This is a genomic window from Sphingomonas sp. IW22 (assembly GCF_041321155.1).
In the GTDB taxonomy this organism is placed as follows: Bacteria; Pseudomonadota; Alphaproteobacteria; order Sphingomonadales; family Sphingomonadaceae; genus Sphingomonas.
The window spans coordinates 1416752-1437218 of the sequence record NZ_JBGGWB010000001.1 but is presented as its reverse complement, the minus strand read 5'-3'; the positions used below and the strand labels follow the sequence as shown (position 1 = coordinate 1437218).

Annotated in this window: 12 protein-coding genes; 8 read left to right on the top strand and 4 right to left on the bottom strand. The window is 65.4% G+C overall.

What is annotated here, in order from left to right:
• Positions 1 to 48: 48 nt before the first annotated feature.
• On the bottom strand, positions 49 to 1065 hold the full coding sequence (locus tag ACAX61_RS07215; RefSeq protein ID WP_370714094.1) for a glycoside hydrolase family 43 protein: 1017 nt from the start codon (positions 1063 to 1065) through the stop codon (positions 49 to 51).
• Positions 1066 to 1290: 225 nt separating this feature from the next.
• Here ACAX61_RS07215 and ACAX61_RS07210 point away from each other — a divergent pair, with 225 nt between their 5' ends.
• On the top strand, positions 1291 to 3210 hold the full coding sequence (locus tag ACAX61_RS07210) for an NPCBM/NEW2 domain-containing protein (protein WP_370714093.1): 1920 nt from the start codon (positions 1291 to 1293) through the stop codon (positions 3208 to 3210).
• Positions 3211 to 3229: 19 nt separating this feature from the next.
• Here the strand turns inward: ACAX61_RS07210 and ACAX61_RS07205 are convergent, their stop codons facing one another.
• Together ACAX61_RS07205 and ACAX61_RS07200 are read right to left on the bottom strand one after the other, a co-directional pair.
• A complete protein-coding gene (locus ACAX61_RS07205) occupies positions 3230 to 4246 on the bottom strand; it encodes a cupin-like domain-containing protein (RefSeq protein ID WP_370714092.1) in 1017 nt (338 codons plus the stop codon).
• Complete coding sequence (locus tag ACAX61_RS07200) at positions 4243 to 4932, bottom strand: SapC family protein (RefSeq protein WP_370714091.1); 690 nt, start codon at positions 4930 to 4932, stop codon at positions 4243 to 4245. Before ACAX61_RS07200 ends, ACAX61_RS07205 begins: the two co-directional genes overlap by 4 nt.
• Positions 4933 to 5155: 223 nt before the next feature.
• Here ACAX61_RS07200 and ACAX61_RS07195 point away from each other — a divergent pair, with 223 nt between their 5' ends.
• From ACAX61_RS07195 to ACAX61_RS07165, 7 genes are all read left to right on the top strand, one after another.
• Positions 5156 to 8128 carry a TonB-dependent receptor gene (locus ACAX61_RS07195; protein WP_370714090.1) on the top strand — a complete coding sequence of 991 codons (2973 nt, stop codon included), beginning with the start codon at positions 5156 to 5158 and terminating at the stop codon, positions 8126 to 8128.
• A gap of 58 nt (positions 8129 to 8186) precedes the next feature.
• Positions 8187 to 9737, top strand: coding sequence for a tryptophan halogenase family protein (locus tag ACAX61_RS07190; protein ID WP_370714089.1), 1551 nt, complete (start codon positions 8187 to 8189; stop codon positions 9735 to 9737).
• Between the two features lie 144 nt (positions 9738 to 9881).
• Entirely contained in the window at positions 9882 to 11807 is a 1926-nt protein-coding gene (locus tag ACAX61_RS07185) for a sialate O-acetylesterase (RefSeq protein ID WP_370714088.1), read from the top strand.
• Positions 11797 to 12909 carry a Gfo/Idh/MocA family protein gene (locus tag ACAX61_RS07180; RefSeq protein WP_370714087.1) on the top strand — a complete coding sequence of 371 codons (1113 nt, stop codon included), beginning with the start codon at positions 11797 to 11799 and terminating at the stop codon, positions 12907 to 12909. The genes ACAX61_RS07185 and ACAX61_RS07180 overlap by 11 nt, the downstream gene beginning before the upstream one ends.
• A gap of 29 nt (positions 12910 to 12938) precedes the next feature.
• Positions 12939 to 15455, top strand: coding sequence for a glycoside hydrolase family 9 protein (locus ACAX61_RS07175; RefSeq protein WP_370714086.1), 2517 nt, complete (start codon positions 12939 to 12941; stop codon positions 15453 to 15455).
• 74 nt (positions 15456 to 15529) lie between these two features.
• Positions 15530 to 16894 (top strand): L-serine ammonia-lyase, encoded by a 1365-nt coding sequence (locus tag ACAX61_RS07170; RefSeq protein WP_370714085.1) that lies wholly within the window; start codon positions 15530 to 15532, stop codon positions 16892 to 16894.
• Positions 16891 to 18141, top strand: a complete 1251-nt coding sequence (locus tag ACAX61_RS07165; protein ID WP_370714084.1) for an MFS transporter — start codon at positions 16891 to 16893, stop codon at positions 18139 to 18141. The genes ACAX61_RS07170 and ACAX61_RS07165 overlap by 4 nt, the downstream gene beginning before the upstream one ends.
• Here ACAX61_RS07165 and ACAX61_RS07160 read toward each other — a convergent pair.
• Positions 18128 to 20383, bottom strand: coding sequence for a glycoside hydrolase family 3 N-terminal domain-containing protein (locus ACAX61_RS07160; RefSeq protein ID WP_370714936.1), 2256 nt, complete (start codon positions 20381 to 20383; stop codon positions 18128 to 18130). The two genes, ACAX61_RS07165 and ACAX61_RS07160, sit on opposite strands and share 14 nt — an antisense overlap.
• Positions 20384 to 20467: the final 84 nt, after the last annotated feature.

Genomic DNA, 20467 nt, shown 5'->3' with positions numbered 1-20467 from the left:
GCGCTAACATCTAGCAATGACCAGACGGGTTAATCGTTGTTTCGTCCCTTAATCGGCCGCTGCATCGGCGGGCGCGGGGGCGGTCACACCCGCCTCGGTATGGGGTACTTTCTTCAGCGTACCGTCGGGATTGTAGCGCAGATATTCCGCCGTCACCGTGCGCCGTCCGATCGAGCCGTTCAGGTCGCCCAGCGTGAGCGTGGCATTGTGCATGAAGATGTACCAGTTGCCCTTGAAGGCGGCGATGCCCGGATGGATGGTGAAGCTGTACTTGCCCGAATCGGCCAGTTCGCCGCGATAGGTCCACGGCCCCTTGATCGACGTCGCCGTCGAGTAGGAGATGCGCTCATCCCGGTGCGTCTTGCGGTCGAGCGAAGCATAGGTGAGATAATACAGGTCGCCGCGCTTGTGCAGCCAGGGGCCTTCCTCGAAATGCGGGGGCGTGATTTCGGTGATCTCGCCGTCGATCTCGATCATGTTGGGCTTCAGCTTGGCGATATAGGCCTGCCGGTTGCCCCATGCGATCCAGGTTGTGCCGTCATCGTCGGTGAAGACGGTGGGGTCGATATCTTCCCAGCTGTGCGTGCCCTTGGGCGTCATTTCGTTGGTGATCAGGGCCGAACCCTTGGCGTCGACAAACGGGCCGGTCGGCTTGTCCGAAACGCCGACGGCAATCGCCTTGCCCGGATGGGTGTCGTCATGCTCGACCGCGGCATAGAAATAGAATTTGCCGTTCTTCTCGATCGTCTGCGCGGCCCAGGCGTCCTTCTTTGCCCATTTGAAGTCCTTGACGTTCATGATGGGCGGATGGGCGGTCCACGTCTTCATGTCCTTGGTCGACCAGACCAGCCATTCCTGCATGTTGAACATCTCGTCACGCTGCGCGACGTCGTGGCCGGTATAGAGGTACAGCGTGTCGCCCACGACCAGCGGCGCGGGGTCGGCGGTAAATTTGTCGCGGAACAACGGGTTCGAACCCGGCGCGGTGCCGTATTTTTCCTGTGCCGCGATGGGCGCTGTCACGCTGGCCAGCAGGGCGACGGCAAGAACCGAACGGATGGACATCTCTCTCTCCCAGTCTTTGTAAGCATGTGTTGACCAGATCGGTCAGCGTGAAAAGCATTTCCCATGCTGCGGCGCGGTAACGGTTGCGGCCCGGCCCGCGATCGGCGCGGCGGCTGCCGCAGGCGCCATGGCGGCGGTAAACCGGCGCGCGAACATTGACCTCTCCCCTTATTCTCGCGCACAGTTTAGTCGGACAAAAAACCGGGTCAATCGGCGGAGAGGGTCATGGCGCTAAAAACGGGATTCAGGCTGCTGCTCGCCAGCGCACTGGTAATGGCGGCGGCGAGTGCCCAGGCGCAGTCGCAGGAATCGATGGCGGCGAAAGGGCGGTGGACCGCGAATCAGGCCGGGCAGGCGCCGGTGCCCCCGATGGGCTGGAACAGCTGGAACGCCTTTTACAGCGACGTTGACGAGGAAAAGGTGATGGCGTCCGCCAAGGTCATCCGCGACAGCGGGCTGGCGGCGGCGGGCTATCGCTATATCAACATCGACGACGGCTGGTGGTTGAAGCGTCGTCAGAGCGACCAGCGCATGGTCATCCGCACCGCCCGCTTTCCCTCCGCCGATATCGGCAAGGGCGATACCACCAGCTTCAAACCGCTGACCGACCGGCTGCACGCCATGGGTTTCAAGGCCGGCATTTACACCGACATCGGTCGGAACAGCTGCGGGCAGATCTATACCCCCAATTTCGCCAACCAGCCGGAAGGGACGATCGCCGAACGCGAAGTCGGCCTGTACGGGCATGCCGACCAGGATATCGCGCTGTATTTCGCCGAATGGGGCTTTGATTACATCAAGGTCGATGGATGCGGGGTGCGCGGGCTGGGCGCCGATGCCGAACATGTCCGCAACGGCAATTACCGCCAGCTCGACCCGCTGATCGACATGAACGCGATCGGCCGGACCGATATTCCGGCGGTACGCGGCCTGTATCAGGATGTGGCCGATGCGCTGAAGCGCCATAATCCGGACGGCGAATATCTGTTCTCCATCTGCCTGTGGGGCTCGTCCGACGTTCGCAGCTGGGCCAAGGATGTCGGCAACATCTCTCGCACCAGCGACGACATCACGTCGAACTGGTCGCGGATGCTGACCAATTTCGACACGACGCTGACGCGCGCGCTCTACGCCCATCCGGGGTCGTGGAACGATCCCGACATGCTGTTCGTGGGGCAGGGCGACTTCGACGCGAATCACATGACGGAGGCGCGCTCGCACTTTGCGTTGTGGGCGATCACCAACGCGCCGCTGCTGATCGGATACGACCTGCGCAAGGCGACGCCGGAGCAGATCGCGCTGTTCGGCAACAAGGCGCTGATCGCGCTGAACCAGGATCCCGCCGGGCATCAGGCGGTGCCCGCCTATCTGTCCGACGATGTGCAGATCCTGGTGAAGACGCTGGCCAATGGCGACAAGGGCGTGGCGATTTTCAACCGCGGGCTGAGCCCGATGAAGGCAGTGCTGACCGCCGATCAGCTCAAGATGCGCGCCGATCGGCCGGTGGCGCTGACCGACCTGTGGGGCGGCAAGGGCGTTCAGTTCACCAAGGAACAGACATTCGAGGTTGGACCCCACCAGACATTGATGTTCACCGCACGCGGCACGCGGGCTCTGCTTGACGGGATCTATCTGTCCGAAGTGCCCGGACAGGTGAACCCGGCGGAGGACGGCATCGTGACCCCAAAGGGCGATCCGACCATCCACCATTCGATCATCCCCTGGGTCGGCACGCGCGGCGCAGGGGAGCATCCGCAATATGCGGGCTGGGGTGGGGCGCAGGCGGATCGGTCCCCCTTCATGACGCCGCTTCGGGTCGCCGGACAGCGGATCGATACAGGGTTGGGCGTGCTGGCCAATTCACGGCTGGAAGTGCGCAACGAAGGCGGAAACACCCGCTTTGCCGCCAATGTCGGGGTCGATGACGGCGCCACCATGCGCGACCGGCCGGTGGTGTTCGAGGTCTATGCCGACGGTCGCCTTGTCACCAAGTCGGCGCCGGTGCGCGCGGGGCAGGCGGCGGTGCCGGTGCAGGCTGATGTAAGCGGCGCCAAGATCGTCGAACTGGTCGCACGCGCCGAGGGTGACGGGCCAGCGGGCGATGCCCTGCCGGTGGTGTGGGGCGAAGCCCGGCTGACGCGTTAAGGCGCTGGCGCGGCGGGCCTTAGCGTCCGCCGCGCAGCCATTGCATCACCATCGCGCGGATGCGTCCGCGATTCTGGTCCAGTGGCCCCAATATGCCGTGCCGTTCGGGCGGCAGATGCTCCAGCGGGTGACGCTCAGGCCGGAACACATAATGGTCGAAAAAGGCGCGCCACGCCGCGCGCTCGCCCGCCGGCCGCTCAGCCAGCGTGGCCATTGCAAGCATCATCGCCGTAAAGGGCGAATCAGGCCCGGCGGCAAAGGCGTCCCACCAGTAATTGACCAACAGGTTCACCCGCCCGCGCGCTTCCACCTGATGCCACCACAGCTTGGGCATATACAGCGCGTCGCCAGGCGCCAGATCGGCAATCAGCGCATCGTCGCGCCATGCTTCGAAACGGGGATAGCGCGGATCGCCGGGTGCCGATCCCACGGCCAGACCGACGGGCTGCCCCGCCATGGTGTGGTCGATCGGTCCGACATACAGGTCGCCGATTGCATCTGGCGGAAACAGCGTGAAGCGGCGCTCGCCCGCGATGCAGCAAGCGACATTGTCGAAACGATCATAATGACAGGCGACGGTCGATGCGGTGCCGACCCACAGGCGCGGGCCCACCTTTGGCGGCAGCCAGGGCAGCATGTTGGCGGCGGCGAAGTCGGGGAAATAGCTGTCCGCGGGTAGCGAGCCGAGATACAGGTCGCCGCGATCCCCCGCGGCGGCACATTCGGCGACAGCGGCCAGCGCATCACGAACAGGCAGCGTGCGCCGTTCGAAATTGAAACCGTCCAGACCCTCTGCATAATGATAGCGGCCGGCGATCCCGGCATCGCCGGCAAACGCCTCCGCCGCGCGCTCGCTGGCCGAGGCGTTCAGATATTCGAACAACCGTGCATCCGATTGGCGCGCGGCCGTCAGCACCGGCCAGTCGCGGCACGCACCGCGCAGGATCAGCGGTTTGCAGGCAAGCACCACCTGCTCGAAAAAGGCCGATGCATCGCCGACCGCTGTCGCGTCGATGGCGTCGACCGTGCTCGTCATCCTGCTGCCAGCCGCTGGTTGCGGCGCCGGGCCAGCCGCCCGACCTGTCGCAGCGACTGAGACATGATATAGGCCGCCTGAAGCTGTCCTGCGCGGAACAGCGAAAGGGCGGCCGCATCGTCCAGCTCCCCCAGCGAATCGAGGCTGATGGTATAAAGGCCCGCCAGGTTCAGGCGCTCCCCATCGTCGAAATCGAGCGAGACGTCGATCGGCTCGACCAGCCGATGTTGCAGCATCGCGTCGATGAACTTGCCGGTCCAATCAAGCCCTGCCTGTAACCGGCCAAGATTGCGGATCATCGTGCCGAGCGGCTGGGTGGGTCGGCCGTCGCGCTCGAACATCGGCTCGCCGTCGGGATCGGAAAAGCGGGGATCGTTGACGTTCACGGCGACATCTTCGCCCGACAGGTAAAAACCGCGGCGTGCCCAGTCGAGCGGTTCGAACAAGCCACTGCGCTCCGCATTGTCGACCAGCACGGGCTCTTCGGGTTTGAAGCCCAGCATCGCCCCGACATAGAAATCCCCGGTCTGCGGCGATTTGGTCAGGAAAATCGGGCACAGGCTGGCCGCTGCCGGAAATTCGTCGAGCACGATCTGCACGAAATGCGGTGGCGCCCCCGTCAGCGCGCCCAGCGTGAGCGCGCCGTGGTCGCCGGCGTTCAATAGTTCGATCTGACTGGCCGTCATCGGCGCTTTCCCCTCCTGCCCCCGGTCCGTGGCCGGTTTGCAACAGTCACGATGTAGCCCGACAAATGCGATTGTCGCCAGCCGAAAAACGAGATACGGATACCGCTACCACGTCAAACCATGACGGGTGAGCACGACGGCCGGTATGTCCGGTCACGGGTCAGGTTGGACCGTTATTCAAGCGGCCAATTTGAAAGAACCGAGTGGACGGGAGAGGAGCTTTATGAAGGGGGTTTTCCGCAATAATTTTGTTACCGGTATCAATGGCGGCGCGCTGCGTTGCCTGTTGACCGGTAGCGCCAGCCTGGCCGCGATCGCCCTTGCGACGCCCGCCATGGCCCAGGACCAGAACGCGGCTGGTGAAAATACGGCTCCGGCTGAGGGCAATGCAGTTCCCAGCGCGGACGCAGCAGCGACCCAGGACATCATCGTCACCGGTATCCGTGGCTCGCTTCAGCGCAACCTGGATATCAAGCGTACCTCGCCGGGTGTGGTCGACGTGATTTCGGCTGAAGACATCGGCAAGTTCCCCGATTCGAACGTCGCCGCTTCGCTGCAGCGTCTGCCGGGCGTGTCGATCAACCGTTCGGGCGCACGTGGTGAGCCGCAGGGCATCACCGTTCGTGGTTTCGGCGGCGACTTCAACGAAACGCTGGTCGACGGCCGTCGCCTTGCGACCTCGGCTGGTGGTCGTTCGGTCGACTTCACCACGGTCGGCTCGGATTTCGTGGGTCAGCTGGCCGTATACAAGACGCCCGACGTGACGCTGTCGTCCAGCTCGATCGGTGCGACGGTCAACATCAGCTATCCCAAGCCCTTCGACAAGATGGGTGAGCGGATCGCGATCTCGGCCAGCGGGTCGTATCAGGATGATTCAGAAACGCTCGTCCCCACCGTCGGCGCGCTGTACAGCAAGACCTTCGCCAACGACACGATCGGTATTCTGGGCAGCGCGGTCTATACCCGTCGCGACACCCAGACCAATCGCGTGTTCGTGTCGGGCTGGCAGGGTGCCGAGCTGGCACCGTGCCAGATCGCGGGTTCGAACGCGACCGTCTGCCGTCCCAGCGCGCGCGGTACCGCAAACCGCAACGCGGACGAAATCCGGTCGCTGACCAGCTGGTACCAGCAGCAATATGGCGCCGACCAGCGCTATACCAAGGACGAGCGTCTGGACGCCCGCCTGGCGCTGCAGTTCCAGATGTCGGATAACCTGCTGCTGACCATCGACGACAATTATTCGCGCCAGACGGTCAATACCGACATTTATGGTTTCGGCGTGTGGTTCAACCAGGGCGACCTGCGTAACGTCGAGCGTGACGAGAACGGCACGGTCGTCGACTTCACCCAGGCTGGTACGCCGACCGACTTCGTGTCGGGCCGTCAAAGCCAGCTGCGTGAAACCAACCAGGCGGGCATCAACCTGAAGTGGGATGCGACCGAAAATCTGAAGTTCGAGCTGGACGGCGCCTACTCGCTCAGCAAGCAGAACCCGGACGGCCGCATCGGCGACGAAAACGGCGACATCGGTTATGGTGGTGCGCTGGGTACGACGCTGGGCGTTCAGGTGACCGGCGACAGCCGCAACAGCTTCCCGGTCTTCACCACCTTCGGCCCGGCCGGCGATCAGTCGCGCTGGATCGATCCGTCGATCATCGGCTCGCACGTGACCGTCCGCTCGACGCAGTTCAACCGCGACGAGATCAAGCAGCTGCGCGGCAGCGTCGCCTGGGAACAGGACGACCTGAAGATCCGCGCGGGCGGCATGTACATGGAGGACCGGTTCCAGCTTGAGAACCGCAACACCTTCGTGAACAACTTCTGGCAGGCCTATGCCGGTTACGGCGGCGCATCGGGCCGCACCACCGGCGTTCCGATCCCGACCAGCCTGTACACCGGCACCATCGACACCGGAAACTGGATCCCCGGTTTCTCCGGTTCGCTCCCGTCGCCGCTGCTGATGTACGATCCGCGTTCGTATCAGCGTTTCCTGGAAGGCCTGGGTAATCCCTATGCCCAGAACGTGCCGGGCTTCAACTATCCCAACCCGGCCGGCAGCGACGGTCTGCTCGGCTATCGCGGGACGCTTGACCTCGCGCTCGATCCGGGCAGCGTACAGGACATTCTGGAAAAGACGTGGGCCGCGTTCGTGCGGGTCGACTTCAACACCGAAATCGCCAGCATGCCGTTCCGGTTCAACGCCGGTCTGCGTCAGGAAAATACCAACCTGACCTCGACGGGCGTGGGTCGCGTGCCGGTATCGATCACGGGCAGCACGGCTGACCCGACGCTGCTGACGCTGGCGTTCAGCCCGACGCAGCCGATCAGCACGAGCAGCAGCTATTCCTATCTGCTGCCCAGCATCGACATGAAGCTGGAAGTGACCGACAACCTGCATATCCGCTTCGACGCTTCGCGCACGCTGACGCGTCCGGCGCTCAACACGCTGACGCCGGTGCTGAACGTCGGTGCTGGCCAGCGCGTCGGCGCGCTGACCGCGACCGGCGGCAACCCGGCGCTTCGTCCGTACCTGGCCGACAATTTCGACGCGGCGGTGGAATGGTATTACGCCCGCAACTCCTATGCGGCCGTGAACGTGTTCCTGAAGAACGTGTCGAACTTCGTCGTCGCGGGTACCACGCGCCAGACGATCAACGACGTCATCGACCCCACCACCGGTCAGCCGGCGCAGTTCACCGTCTCGGCACGCGTGAACGGTCCGGAAGCAACGGTTCGCGGTGTCGAGCTGGCATGGCAGCAGGTGTTCGGCGACTCGGGCTTCGGCTTCAACGCCAACGCCACGTTCGTGAACACGAACAAGCCGTATGATGAGACCGACCTGTCGACCAGCGGCTTCGCCGTGACGGGTCTGGCCAACTCGGCCAACTTCGTCGGCTTCTACGACAAGAACGGGTTCCAGATCCGTGCTGCGGTCAACTGGCGCGACAAGTATCTGTCGCAGTTCGGTCAGGCGCAGAACAACTCGATCTATGGTGCCGAGCCGACGTTCGTGAACGAAGCGATCCAGGTCGACCTGTCGTCGAGCTGGGATATCACCGAAAACTACAGCGTGTTCGTCGAAGCGCTTAACGTCTTCAACGAAACGCAGAGCACGCACGGTCGCTATTCGAACCAGTTGCTCGATGTGTTCGCATATGGCCGGCGTTTCACCGGCGGCGTTCGCTTCCGCTTCTGATCCCCTACTGGGGCCGGGAACATGTTTCCCGGCCCCTTCTTTATTGTAGAGTGACGGCATGGCCGGGCCTGTACGCAACATCGTGATTGTCGGCGGTGGCACCGCCGGTTGGCTAACCGCGGGCGTGATCGCCGCGCGCCACAAAAGCAGGATCGACGCCGGGACGTTCAGCGTCACGCTGGTCGAATCGCCCAACGTCGCGATTATCGGCGTGGGGGAAGGGACGTGGCCGACGCTGCGCACCACCCTGGCCAAGATCGGTGTCAGCGAAACCGATTTTTTCCGCGAATGCGATGCCGCCTTCAAACAAGGCGCGCGGTTTCAGCGGTGGACGACGGGGGCGGTCGACGACGCCTATTACCACCCGCTGATGTTGCCCAAAAGCTTTGCCCAGGTGAATCTGGCGCCGCACTGGCTGGCGGCCAACGACGATGCCGACAGTTTCTGTGACGCCGTCTGCCCGCAGGGCCGCATCTGCGACGACGGCCTTGCGCCCAAGACGATTGCCACGCCCGAATTCGAAGCGGTAGCCAATTACGCCTACCATCTGGATGCCGGGAAATTCGCCGATTTCCTGATGCGACATTGCACGACCAAGCTGGGCGTGCGCCATGTGCTGGCCGATGTGCGCCATGTGGCAATGGCCGAAAATGGCGATATCGCGCATCTCGACACCGAACAGGCCGGGACGATTGAGGGCGACCTGTTCGTCGATTGCACCGGTTTCAAGGCGCTGTTGATCGGTGAGGCGATGGGCGTGCCCTTTCGCCCGCTGAACGACGTGCTGTTCTGCGATACCGCGATGGCGGTGCAGGTCCCGCACGAGCATGAAGACAGCCCCATCGCGTCGCACACCCTGTCCACCGCCCAGTCGGCGGGCTGGATCTGGGACATCGGCCTGCCGACGCGGCGCGGCATGGGTTATGTTTATTCCAGCGCCCATGTCGATGACGAGACGGCGGAGCGGGAACTGCGCGCCTATGCCGGCCCTGCCGCCGATGGTCTGTCGGTCCGCAAGATTCCCATCCGGGCTGGCCACCGCGAAACCTTCTGGAAGGGCAATTGCGTCGCTGTCGGACTGGCCGCCGGGTTCCTCGAACCGCTGGAAGCGTCGGCGATCGTTCTGATCGAATTGTCGGCCAAGCTGATCGCCGAACAGATGCCGCAGCGGCGTGAGGTGATGGATGTCATCGCCCGCCGTTTCAACGAAACCACCCATTATCGCTGGGGCCGGATCGTCGACTTTCTCAAGCTGCATTATGTATTGACCAAGCGCGAGGATACCGAGTTCTGGCGCGACAATCAGCGCATGGACAGCGTGCCCGACCGGCTGCGCGACCTGCTGGACCTGTGGCGCTGGCAGTCGCCCTGGTATCATGACGAGTTTGACCGGGTGGAAGAGGTGTTCCCGGCGGCCAGCTATCAATATGTCCTGTACGGCATGGGATTCAGGACCGAGGTGGAGCCTACCGCGCTGGAGGCGGACATGCGTGCCGCGCAACGCGCCTTGCGGGAAAACCGGACGCAAACCGAAAAGCTGCTGGGCGGATTGCCACGCCATCGCGACCTGATCGACCGCATCCGTACGCAAGGCCTGCGCGCGGTATGATGCTTATTCCGAACCGGTGAGCGGCCCCTGTCCACCGGCCGCGCTTGTTGCGGCTATCTGCGCATGATAGCGGTATCAAAAAACAGCAATGGTTGAGAGGTTGGCATGGGGCGGATTGCGCGCAGACTGAGCCGGGCGACAGGGATGGCGATTGTCGCGGTGATGATGGCGGGTGCCGCCGCCGCGCAGCCGGTGATCGAAACGCCGATGAGCGCGCACGCCGTGATCCAGCGCGACCGCCCGATCATCGTCACCGGCCGTGCCGATCCGGGTGAGGCGCTGACCATCGTCCTTGGTGATCGCAACGTTCGGGCAAAGGCGGGCCGGGATGGACGGTGGCGCGCGACGCTGCCGGCGATGTCGGCGGGCGGCCCGTATCGTCTGACGGTCACGGGTGCTGACGGGGCGGCGGCAAGTCTTGATGACTTGCTGATCGGTGATGTCTGGCTGTGTTCGGGCCAGTCGAACATGGAATATGAAACCCGCTCGACGCTGAACGGAACGGGTATCGTGCGCGGCTCTGCCGATCCGCAAATCCGGTTGCTCAGCATGGAGCAGCGTGTCGCCTTTTCACCTGAAACGCCGCTGGACCAGCGCCCGCAATGGGCGGCTGCCGGGCCCGACACGGTCGGGCAATTCTCTGCCGCCTGCTATCTGATGGTCAAGCAGTTGAAGGCTGACCAGAAGGTGCCGATGGGCGCCATCGATTCAAGCTGGGGCGGCACCGCGATCCGTCCATGGATTGCGGGCGTGGATGCCGCGAAACTGCCCGGCATGGCCGACGATGTTGCGCTGCTCGACCTGTATCAACGCGATCGCTCTGCCGGTGTGGCGCGCTTTGCCGAACGATGGGGCGCGTGGTGGCGCAAGCTGTCGGGCGACGCACAGGGGCAGGAGCCGTGGCACGCCCCCGACCGGCGTCACTGGAAGCCGGTGCCCGGCTTTGGCCCGTGGGAGGAATGGGGTGTTCCGGAAACCGCCGATCTGAACGCCACCATCTGGTTCCGCAATGCCTTCACCCTTGACGCTGTGACGGGCGATGCCGTGCTGGAACTGGGCGGCATCGACGAGCTGGATACCGTGTGGGTGAATGGTGTCGCGGTCGGATCCAGCTTTGGCTGGGGCAATGTCCGGCGTTACACCGTCCCTGCCAAGGTTCTGAAAAAGGGCGAAAACCAGGTCGTTGCGGCGGTCACCGACGGCTATGGTCCCGGCGGGATGTTCGGACCGGCATCTGCGATACAGCTTGTTCCATCGGGCGGCTCGCCGATCGCGCTCGGCGATGGCTGGCGATACAGCATCGTAACCCAGCCGGGGGGCGTCAACGTACCGCGGGTGCCGTGGGAAAGCCATGGTGGGCTGTCGACACTGTATAACGGCATGATCGCCCCGCTGGGCCCGATCGGGCTGAAGGGCGTCGCCTGGTATCAGGGTGAATCGGACGCGGGCAAACCCGGTTATGACACGCGGATGGCGGCGCTGATGGCGGGATGGCGGCGTCAGTTCGGGATCGCGGACCTGCCGTTCCTGATCGTCGGCCTGGCGAATTTCGGCCCGCCGCCCATCGCGCCAGTCGACAGCGGCTGGGCCGTCGTGCGCGAAGAGCAGCGCCGCGCCGCGCTGGCTGACGGTCATGCCGCAATCGTCACGACGGTCGACATCGGTGAGCGCACCGACATTCACCCCGCCAACAAGAACACGCTGGCCGAACGTCTGGTGCGCGCAGCATCGGCGCTGGCCTATGGCGCCGAAAAGCCCGCCTCTGGCCCGATGATCGCGTCTGCGGCGATGCAGGGCGGCGACGTGGTGCTGCGTTTCAATGACGTGACCGGCACGTTGTATGCGTGGAGCGCGACCGGGCCGATCGGGTTCGAGCTGTGCGATACGGGCGGCTGTCGCTTTGCCGACGGCCGGGTGGAGGGTGATCGCGTGGTGCTGAAGGGCGATGGGCGGCCGGTTACCCGGGTGCGCTATGCCTGGGCGGACGCGCCGGTCGTCAATCTGTTCGACGACGCGCCATTGCCGGTGGTGCCATTCGAAACGGCGATTGGAGCGGCCGATGTACGGTGACACGACACGCCGTGACGCGCTGATCGGGATGGGTGCCGCCGCCGGGCTGGCGATGCTGCCGGGTGCGGCGACGCTGGCGCAAGGCGCGGGCGATCGAAAGCTGGGCTATGCGATCGTCGGGCTGGGCAGCTATGCCACACGCCAGATCATGCCCGCTTTCGCCCAGTGCCGGAACGCGCGCATCGCGGCATTGGTCAGCGGTACGCCTGAAAAGCTCGCCCGCTATGGCGCTGAATACGGCGTGCCGGCCACGCACCATTATAACTATCAGACGTTCGAGCGGCTGGCCGACAACCGGGACGTCGATATCGTTTACGTCGTGCTGCCGGTGGCGATGCATGCCGAATATTCGATCCGCGCGTCCAAGGCGGGAAAACATGTGATGTGCGAAAAGCCGATGGCGGTGTCGTCGGCTGAATGCCAGTCGATGATCGACGCGGCTAAGGCGGCGGGCAAGAAGCTGATGATCGGCTATCGTAGCCGTTTTCAGCCTCACAATGTCGCCGCGATCGACCTGTGCCGCAAGCAGGTGGTGGGGCCGACCCGCATGATCCGCACCGCACACGGTTTTTCGATCCAGCCGGACCAGTGGCGGCTGGATCGCAAGATGTCGGGCGGCGGGTCGATGATGGACATCGGCATCTACAGCCTTCAGGCCGCGCGCTATCTGTCGGGTGAGGAGCCGGTTGAGGTCATGGCGACCGAAAGCACCGACCGCCGCGATCCGCGCTTTGCAACCGTTGAGGACCGCGTCGACTTTACGCTGCGCTTTCCGTCGGGTGTGCTGGCCAGTTGCATCTCCAGCTACAGCTCGCCGCATAACGAAGCGCGTGTGATCGGGACTGATGGCTATATCGAACTGGACCCGGCCACCCCCTATCAGGGGCAGCGGCTGCGTGTGCGGGTCAAGGGCGAGACGACCGAACCGGCGATCGACACCAGCGGCCCCAGCCAGTTCGCGGCCCAGCTCGATCATCTGGCGCAATGTATCCTGACCAACCGCACGCCATTGGTGCCGGGTGAAGAGGGATTGCGCGACATTCGCATCATAGAAGCGGTCTATCGTTCGATGAATGAAGGGCGGCGCGTCGCGCTGGCCTGATCGACGAAACAAAGAAGGGGTTTGACGAAATGATGAAGCGGGGGATGGCGCTCGCCTCGGCGGTTGCGCTCGCTTGGGGACTGGCAGGAACGACGGTAGCGATGGCGCAGTCGCGCCCCATCGCCGTCACCGAAAAGGAATATTATCGCGCGCCGGCCGCGCAGATGCTGGTGTTCGCCAACCAGCCCGACCTGTTCGCGGACGCCAAGATCGCCGGGATCGAGATCATCCAGCAGGAAACCCGCATCGCCACGAATGGCGATGTTCGACTGTCGGCAACGCCCGGTCAGTGGGACCCGGCCGCTCGCGTCGTGGCGCGCCGCGTCGACCGGGCGAAGGGCGTGATCGAGGTCGATCTGGAATATCCGGACCAGAATTTCCGCTACACCGTGCGGACCGAACCGGCGGGGCCTTCGTCGGTGCGCGTCAGCGTCGTGCTGCCTGCGGCCCTGCCGGCGGCGCTGGCGGGCAAGGCGGGCTTTACGCTGGAATTCCTGCCGTCGGTCTATTTTCATCAGGGCTATCTGGCCGATGGGCGGCCGGGCATCTTCCCGCTGCACCCTTCGCCCAGCATGGAACAGACCGCGACGCGCAACCTGGCCAGTGGGCGCAGCGACGGCCCCGGCGCCGAACCGCTGCCGATGGCGGAAGGGCAGATGTTCGTGCTTGCCCCGTCCGACCCGGCAAAGCGGGTGACGGTACGCTCCAACGGTGGCCAGATCGCGCTGTATGACGGGCGCGCACAGGCGCAGAATGGCTGGTTCGTGCTGCGCGGGCTGTTGCCCGGCGGGCGCACCGGGCAGGTGCTGGACTGGACGGTCGAGATGACCAGCGTGCCGGGCTGGACCCGCGCGCCGGTGATCGGCCATTCGCAGCTGGGCTATACGCCGGGTGAAGCAAAGGTCGCGACGATTGAGCTGGATGCCGCCGACCGTGCCGCCGGGCCTGCGCGCCTGATCCGCATCGGTGCCGATGGCCGCGAAAGCGTCGCGGCGCAGGGTGCGCCGCAACTCTGGGGCGATTATCTGCGCTATCGCTATCGCCGTTTCGATTTTTCGAAGGTGCGCGAGCCGGGCCTGTACCTTCTTGAATATGGCAAGACGCGCACCGCGCCCTTCCGCATTGCCGACGACATCTATGCCGATGCATGGCATCCGTCGCTGGGCGTCTATCTGCCGGTGCAGATGGACCACATGTTCGTGAACGAGGCGTATCGCGTCTGGCACGGCGACCCGCATCGCGACGATGCGTTGCAGGCCCCGGTCAATCACGAGCATATCGACCTGTATCGTCAGGGGCCGACCACCGACACCAAGTTCAAGCCGGGCGAGCATATTTCGGGGCTGAACGTCGGTGGCTGGCTGGATGCGGGCGATTTCGACATCCGCACCCAGACGCAATATGCCGTCATCCGATCGCTGGTGCGTAGTTTCGAGCAGTTCGGCATTCGCCGCGACACGACCAGCGTCGATTTTACCAATCGCCGTGTCGAAATCCATGTGCCCGACGGCACGCCCGACATCCTGCAACAGATCCGCCACGGCGCGTTGCAGTTGCAGGCGCAGTTCGACGCAGTGGGACACGCGATCCATGGCATCGTGGAGCCGGATGTCGGTCAATATACGCATCTGGGCGACGCATCGACCAAGACCGACGGGCTGGTCTATGACGCGGACCTGAAACCCTATGAGGTGAAGGGCGCGCGTAGTGGCACGCCCGACGATCGCTGGGCGTTCACCAGCAAGGCGTCGGCGCTGAACTATGGCTCGATCGCCGCGCTGGCGGCGGCTTCGCGGGCGATGAAGGGCTATGACGACGGTTTCGCCGCACGGGCGCTCGAAACCGCGCAGCGCGTATGGGCGGATGAGGACGGGCGCGCGCCCGATACCTTCCGCCACGGCAACACCACCGGCGGTCCGATTGAGGCCGAACGCTTTGCCGCCGCCGTCGAGCTGCTGCAGGCGACCCGCGATCCGCGTTATGCCCGCGCGATCGAGGATCTGGTGCCCAAGCTGGGCGACCGGGCCGATCTGGTCACGGCGCTCGACGCGCTGCCGCTGATGCCGGCCACCTATCGCGCCGCGCTGGAACAGCAGGCGCGTGGCTGGGCGACGCGGGCGGCGGGCTTTGCCAAGGCGAACCCCTATGGTGTGCCGATCGGTGAGGGCGGCTGGGCCGGCAATGGCGGCGTCATCGCGTTCGGCCTGACTGCCTATCGCCTGCACAAGGCGTTCCCCGACATCGTGCCCGCGCATCATGTGTTCGATGCGCTTGCCTATCTCCACGGCAACCATCCGGGCAGCGACATTTCGTTCGTGTCGGGCGTCGGCACCCGGTCCAAGGAAGTCGCCTATGGCAACAACCGCGCCGATTTCAGCTATATCGCGGGCGGCGTGGTGCCCGGTGCGCTGATCCTGAAGCCCGATTTTCCGGAGAACAAGGAAGACTGGCCCTTCTTCTGGGGACAGAATGAATATGTTGTCGATCTGGGCGCCGATTATATCGAACTGACCAACGCGGCCGATGCGCTCAGAAAGGAGCGTTGATCGACACGCGGCCTGAACGCCGATAAGCCGGGCGCGCCGCCACCCATGGCGGCGCGAACCGGGAGACGGGCCTTATGGTCGCGAGCGTATTCGACCTGTTCAAGATCGGCGTCGGCCCGTCATCGTCGCACACCATGGGGCCGATGACCGCCGCATGCGATTTCGTCGAATCGCTGGACGGGTTGGCCGTGCATCGGCTGGCCGTCGATCTTTATGGCTCGCTGGCGCTGACCGGGCGGGGCCACGCGACCGACCGGGCCGTCATCCTGGGGCTGTCGGGATGCCGCCCCGCGACCGTCGATCCCGACGCGATCGAAGGGATTGTCGCGCAGGTGTTCGACGAACGCCGCGTCGCGTTGCCCGGCGGCGGCTTTGCCGCGTTCGATCCGGCCAGCGACCTTGGCTGGCGGATGTTCGAGCGGCTGGACTTTCACTCGAACGCCATGTGCCTGCGCGCGTTCGATGCCGATGACGGCGTGATCGCGGAGCGCACCGTCTATTCGATCGGCGGCGGCGCCGTGGTGGAGGCCGATGCCGTGCGCGGCAATGCCGGGCCGGTGATGATGGACGATCCGCCGCACCCCTATCGCTCGGGCGTCGACCTGCTGGAACGCGCCCGCGCGCTGGGATCGATTGCAGAGGTTCAGCGCGTCAACGAACTGACCGCCATGGACGAGGGCGAATTGTCCGCCCGGCTGGAGCGTATCGCGCAGGCGATGCGCGACTGTATCGACCGTGGGCTTCGCACCCACGGCGTCCTGCCCGGCGGCCTGAAGGTCAAGCGCCGCGCCGCGCCCGGTTTCGAACGGCTGATGGCAAGGCGGGAAATGATGCTGGCCGATCCGCTGTCGGTGATCGACTGGGTGAACCTGTGGGCGCTGGCGGTGAACGAGGAGAATGCCGCCGGTGGCCGCGTCGTCACCGCGCCCACCAATGGCGCGGCGGGCATCGTGCCGGCGGTGCTGCGCTATTATGAGCGCATGGTGCCGGGCGCGAGTGCGCGGGGGACCGAGGATTTCCTGCTGACCGCATCCGCCATTGGCAGCCTGTTCAAGGAAAATGCGTCGATCTCTGGCGCGGAGGTCGGATGTCAGGGCGAAGTCGGCGTCGCCTGTTCGATGGCGGCTGCGGGGCTGTGCGCGGTGCTGGGCGGCACCCCCGAACAGGTCGAAAACGCCGCCGAGATCGGCATGGAGCATAACCTGGGCCTGACCTGCGACCCCGTGGGTGGCTTGGTTCAGGTGCCGTGTATCGAGCGCAACGCCGTCGGCGCGATCAAGGCGATCGAGGCGGCGCGGCTGGCGTTGCTGGGCGACGGCACGCACCGCGTCAGCCTGGACGAAGTGATCGAGACGATGCGCAAAACCGGTCTCGACATGGGCGAGAAGTATAAGGAAACCGCACAGGGCGGGCTGGCCGCCAATGTGGTGGAGTGTTGAGGGAGGACGCGCGGCCCGGCCTTGCCACGCTGGTCGGTTTCGGGGCGGGGGATTTTGCCTGCAACCTGTATTGGCAGGGTATCACCCTGTATCTGCTGTATTTCTATACCGAAGCGCTGCGGCTGTCCCCGGCGGTGGCGGGCGTGGTGTTCATGGGTGGCGCCATTTGGGACGGGCTGGCCGACGTCGCGGTCGGCGTGGCGGCAGAGCGGTCGCGGCGGGGCTATGCGTGGTTCGTCGGCTGGGGCGCGATACCGCTGGCGCTGGGTTTTCCGCTGGCGTTCATGGTGCCGCCGCTTGAGGGTGCGGCGCTGGTGGCATTTGCGTGCTTCAGCCAGTTGGCGCTGCGGACGCTCTATGCCGTCGTCAACGTCCCCTATGCCGCGTGGAGCACGCGCATCAGCGACGTGAGCGCCGACCGCACTCGCGTGGCCGGGTTGCGGCTGGCGTTCGGCGCGGCAGCGGCCACGGGCGTGGCGCTGGGCTTTCCTTGGGCGGCGGCGCGCATCGGCCATGCCGGGGCGGCGGTGGTTTGTGCGGTGCTGGCAACGCCGATCCTGATCGCGATTGCCGCGCGGGTGCCCGAACACCGGCCATCTATGGAGCGGGCCGCCCGCCTGCCGCTGGCCACCATGCTGGTCGGGCTGGCGCGCAACCGGGCATTCTTTACGCTGGCGCTGGCATTGGTGGCGGCCACGATTGCGGGCACGCTGACGGGGCAGTCGGTCCTTTATTACTTCGCGCGCGTGGCGGGCGATGCAGCGGCGGGGCCGCGCGCGCTGGCGGTGATGGCCGTGGCCGGTGCGGTCGGCGTGCCGGTGTGGACGACGATTGCGCTCAGGATCGGCGCACGCGCGGCATGGTTGTGGAGCGGGGCGGCCGGGCTGGTCCTGATCGCCGGTTTCGCACTGGCGGGGCGGGCGGTGGCCATCCCCTATCTGGCGGCGATGCAGTTCGTGTTGACGGGGTTGTTGCTCGCGGGCTGGTCGCTGCTGCCCGACAGCGTCGATGCGGGGGAGGCCGCGACGGGCATCCGGGTGGAGGCGCCCGCATTCGGGGTTGCTGCCTTTGTCCAGAAGCTGGCGATGGCGGCGGCGACGCTGTTGCTGGGCGTCACTTATGATCTGGGCGGCTATGCGACTGGCGGCGGGCAGCGCGCGATCGCGGGGCTGATGATCCTTGGCCCCGCGACCGCGCTGGTCCTGTCGATGGCGGCAATCTGGGCGAACCCGATCAGGCGAGCATGAACTCGCCCGTCACCCCGTCTGCCTGTGCCGAAGGGGCGATCCACAGGCGGAAGCGGCCGGGCTCCACCGTGCGTTTCAGGTCCGTGCCGATGAACAGAAGGTCGTCGCGCTTCAGGGTGAAGGCGACGCGCTGCGACTGGCCGGGGGCCAGGCGGACCTTTCGAAACGCCTTCAGCTCGCGGACGGGGCGGGTGATGCTGGCGGTCACGTCCTGCACATAGAGCTGCACGACTTCTTCGGCCGCACGCGTACCCGAATTGGTGATCGTCGCTGCCACTTCGATGCTGCCGCCCGACGTCAGCGTGGCGCCCGCGCCCTCCAGCCCGGAATAGGCGATCCGGCCATAGGTGAGGCCATGGCCGAAGGGGAAACGCGCGCGATTCAGCGTTTCGCGATACCGCGCCTTGTACGCGACCAGCTCCTCGCTCTCATTGGGGCGACCGGTATTTTTATGGGCATAATGATAGGGCTGCTGCCCGGTTTCGAACGGGAAGCTGACGGGCAGGCGCGCTGATGGTCCTTCCACCCCGAACAGGATGTCGGCGGTTGCCGGCCCGCTTTCGGACCCCAGAAACCAAGTGGCGAGGATGGCGGGCGCGTCCAGCACCGCCCCGTGCAGCGCCAGCGCGCGACCGTGGCGCAGCGCGACGACGATCGGCTTGCCGGTCGCGGCGACCGCCTCGGCCAGTGCCATCTGGGGCGCGGGGATGACGATGTCGGCGCGCGATTGTGCTTCGCCCGACATGCCCTGCCCCTCACCGATGGCCAGCACGACGATATCGGCGGCCTGAGCGGCGGCAACGGCGGCCTCGATCCCGCCGGGCAGCGCTTCCTCAATCCCCGAACCGTCGGTCGCGGTGATGAGCGCGGCATCGGAAACGGCGGCGCGTACGCCGGTCAGCAGGTCCACCGCCTCTGCATCAGTGCCATAGACGTTCCACGGACCGATCAGCTCGCGCTTGCCTTGCGCGAACGGGCCGATCAGCGCGATCCGCTTGCCTGAGCGCGGCAGGGGGAGCAGGTCGCCCTCGTTCTTCAGCAGCACGATCGATTTGCGTGCGGCTTCGCGGGCCAGCGCCAGATGCGCCTTGCTGCGGATGCGCGTCTTTTCGCGGCGCGGGTCGATGCGGCGGAAGGGGTCGTCGAACAGGCCGAGCTTTGCCTTAAGCGCCAGCACCCGGCCCACCGCTTCGTCCAGCCGAGCCATCGGCACTTCGCCCTTGGCGACCAGATCGGGCAAGTGGCGGATGTAAAAACCCGACTGCATCGACATGTCCACGCCCGCGAGGAAAGCGAGCTTCGCGGCTTCCCGCTCATCGGCGGCAAAGCCGTGGGCGATCAGCTCCATGTCGCCGGTGTAATCGGATGCGACCAGCCCGTCCCATTTCCATTCGCCGCGTAACAGGTCGGTCAGCAGCCATTTGTTGGCGGTCGCGGGCACCCCCGACAATTCGTTGAACGCCGCCATCGTCGTCGCCGCACCCGCGTCGAAGGCGGACTGGAAGGGTGGAAAATACACGTCGCGCAGCGTCCGTTCGGACACGTCGACGCTGTTGTAATCCATGCCCGCTTCCGCCGCGCCATAAGCGGCGAAATGCTTGGCGCATGCCGCCATCGCGTCGTCGGCGGTCAGCCCGCGACGGCCCTGAAAGCCGCGCGTACGCGCCGCCGCCATGATGCGGCCCAGCAGCACATCCTCGCCCGCGCCCTCGATCCCGCGACCCCAGCGCTGGTCGCGCGCGATGTCGACCATCGGCGCGAAGTTCCAGTCGATTCCAGCCGCCGTCGCCTCGACCGCCGCCGCGCGCGCGGTGCGTTCGGCCAGATCGGCGTCGAAGCTGCCCGCCTCCGCCAGCGGCATGGGGAAGATGGTGCGAAAGCCGTGGATCACGTCGGCGGCGAAAATCAGCGGCACCTTTAGCCGCGACTCACGCACGGCAATGGTCTGCATTCGTCGTGCCATTTCAGCGCCGTTGCCGTTGAACACGCCGCCCAGCCGCCCCGCGCGCGTTTCGTTCAACTGGTCGTCGAAACTGTTGTTGCCCGACGGCGGGTTGAGCGCGGTTGCAGCACCGCCCGCCCATGCCGCAGCCATCAGCGTGCATTGCCCGGCCTTTTCCTCGACCGTCATGCGCGCCAGCAGCTCGCGCACCGGCGCCGGTACGCCGTCGGCAGTGGCCTGACCCATCAGCGCGCGCGCAGGGGAGGCAGCCCATGCGGCCGCGGCACCCGCGCCGATCATCAATGCGCGGCGGGACAGTCGGGGCGTTTGCGACAAGGGAAGTCTCCTCTCGAAATAGCGGCGTCGGCGAGCACCAGAACGGTC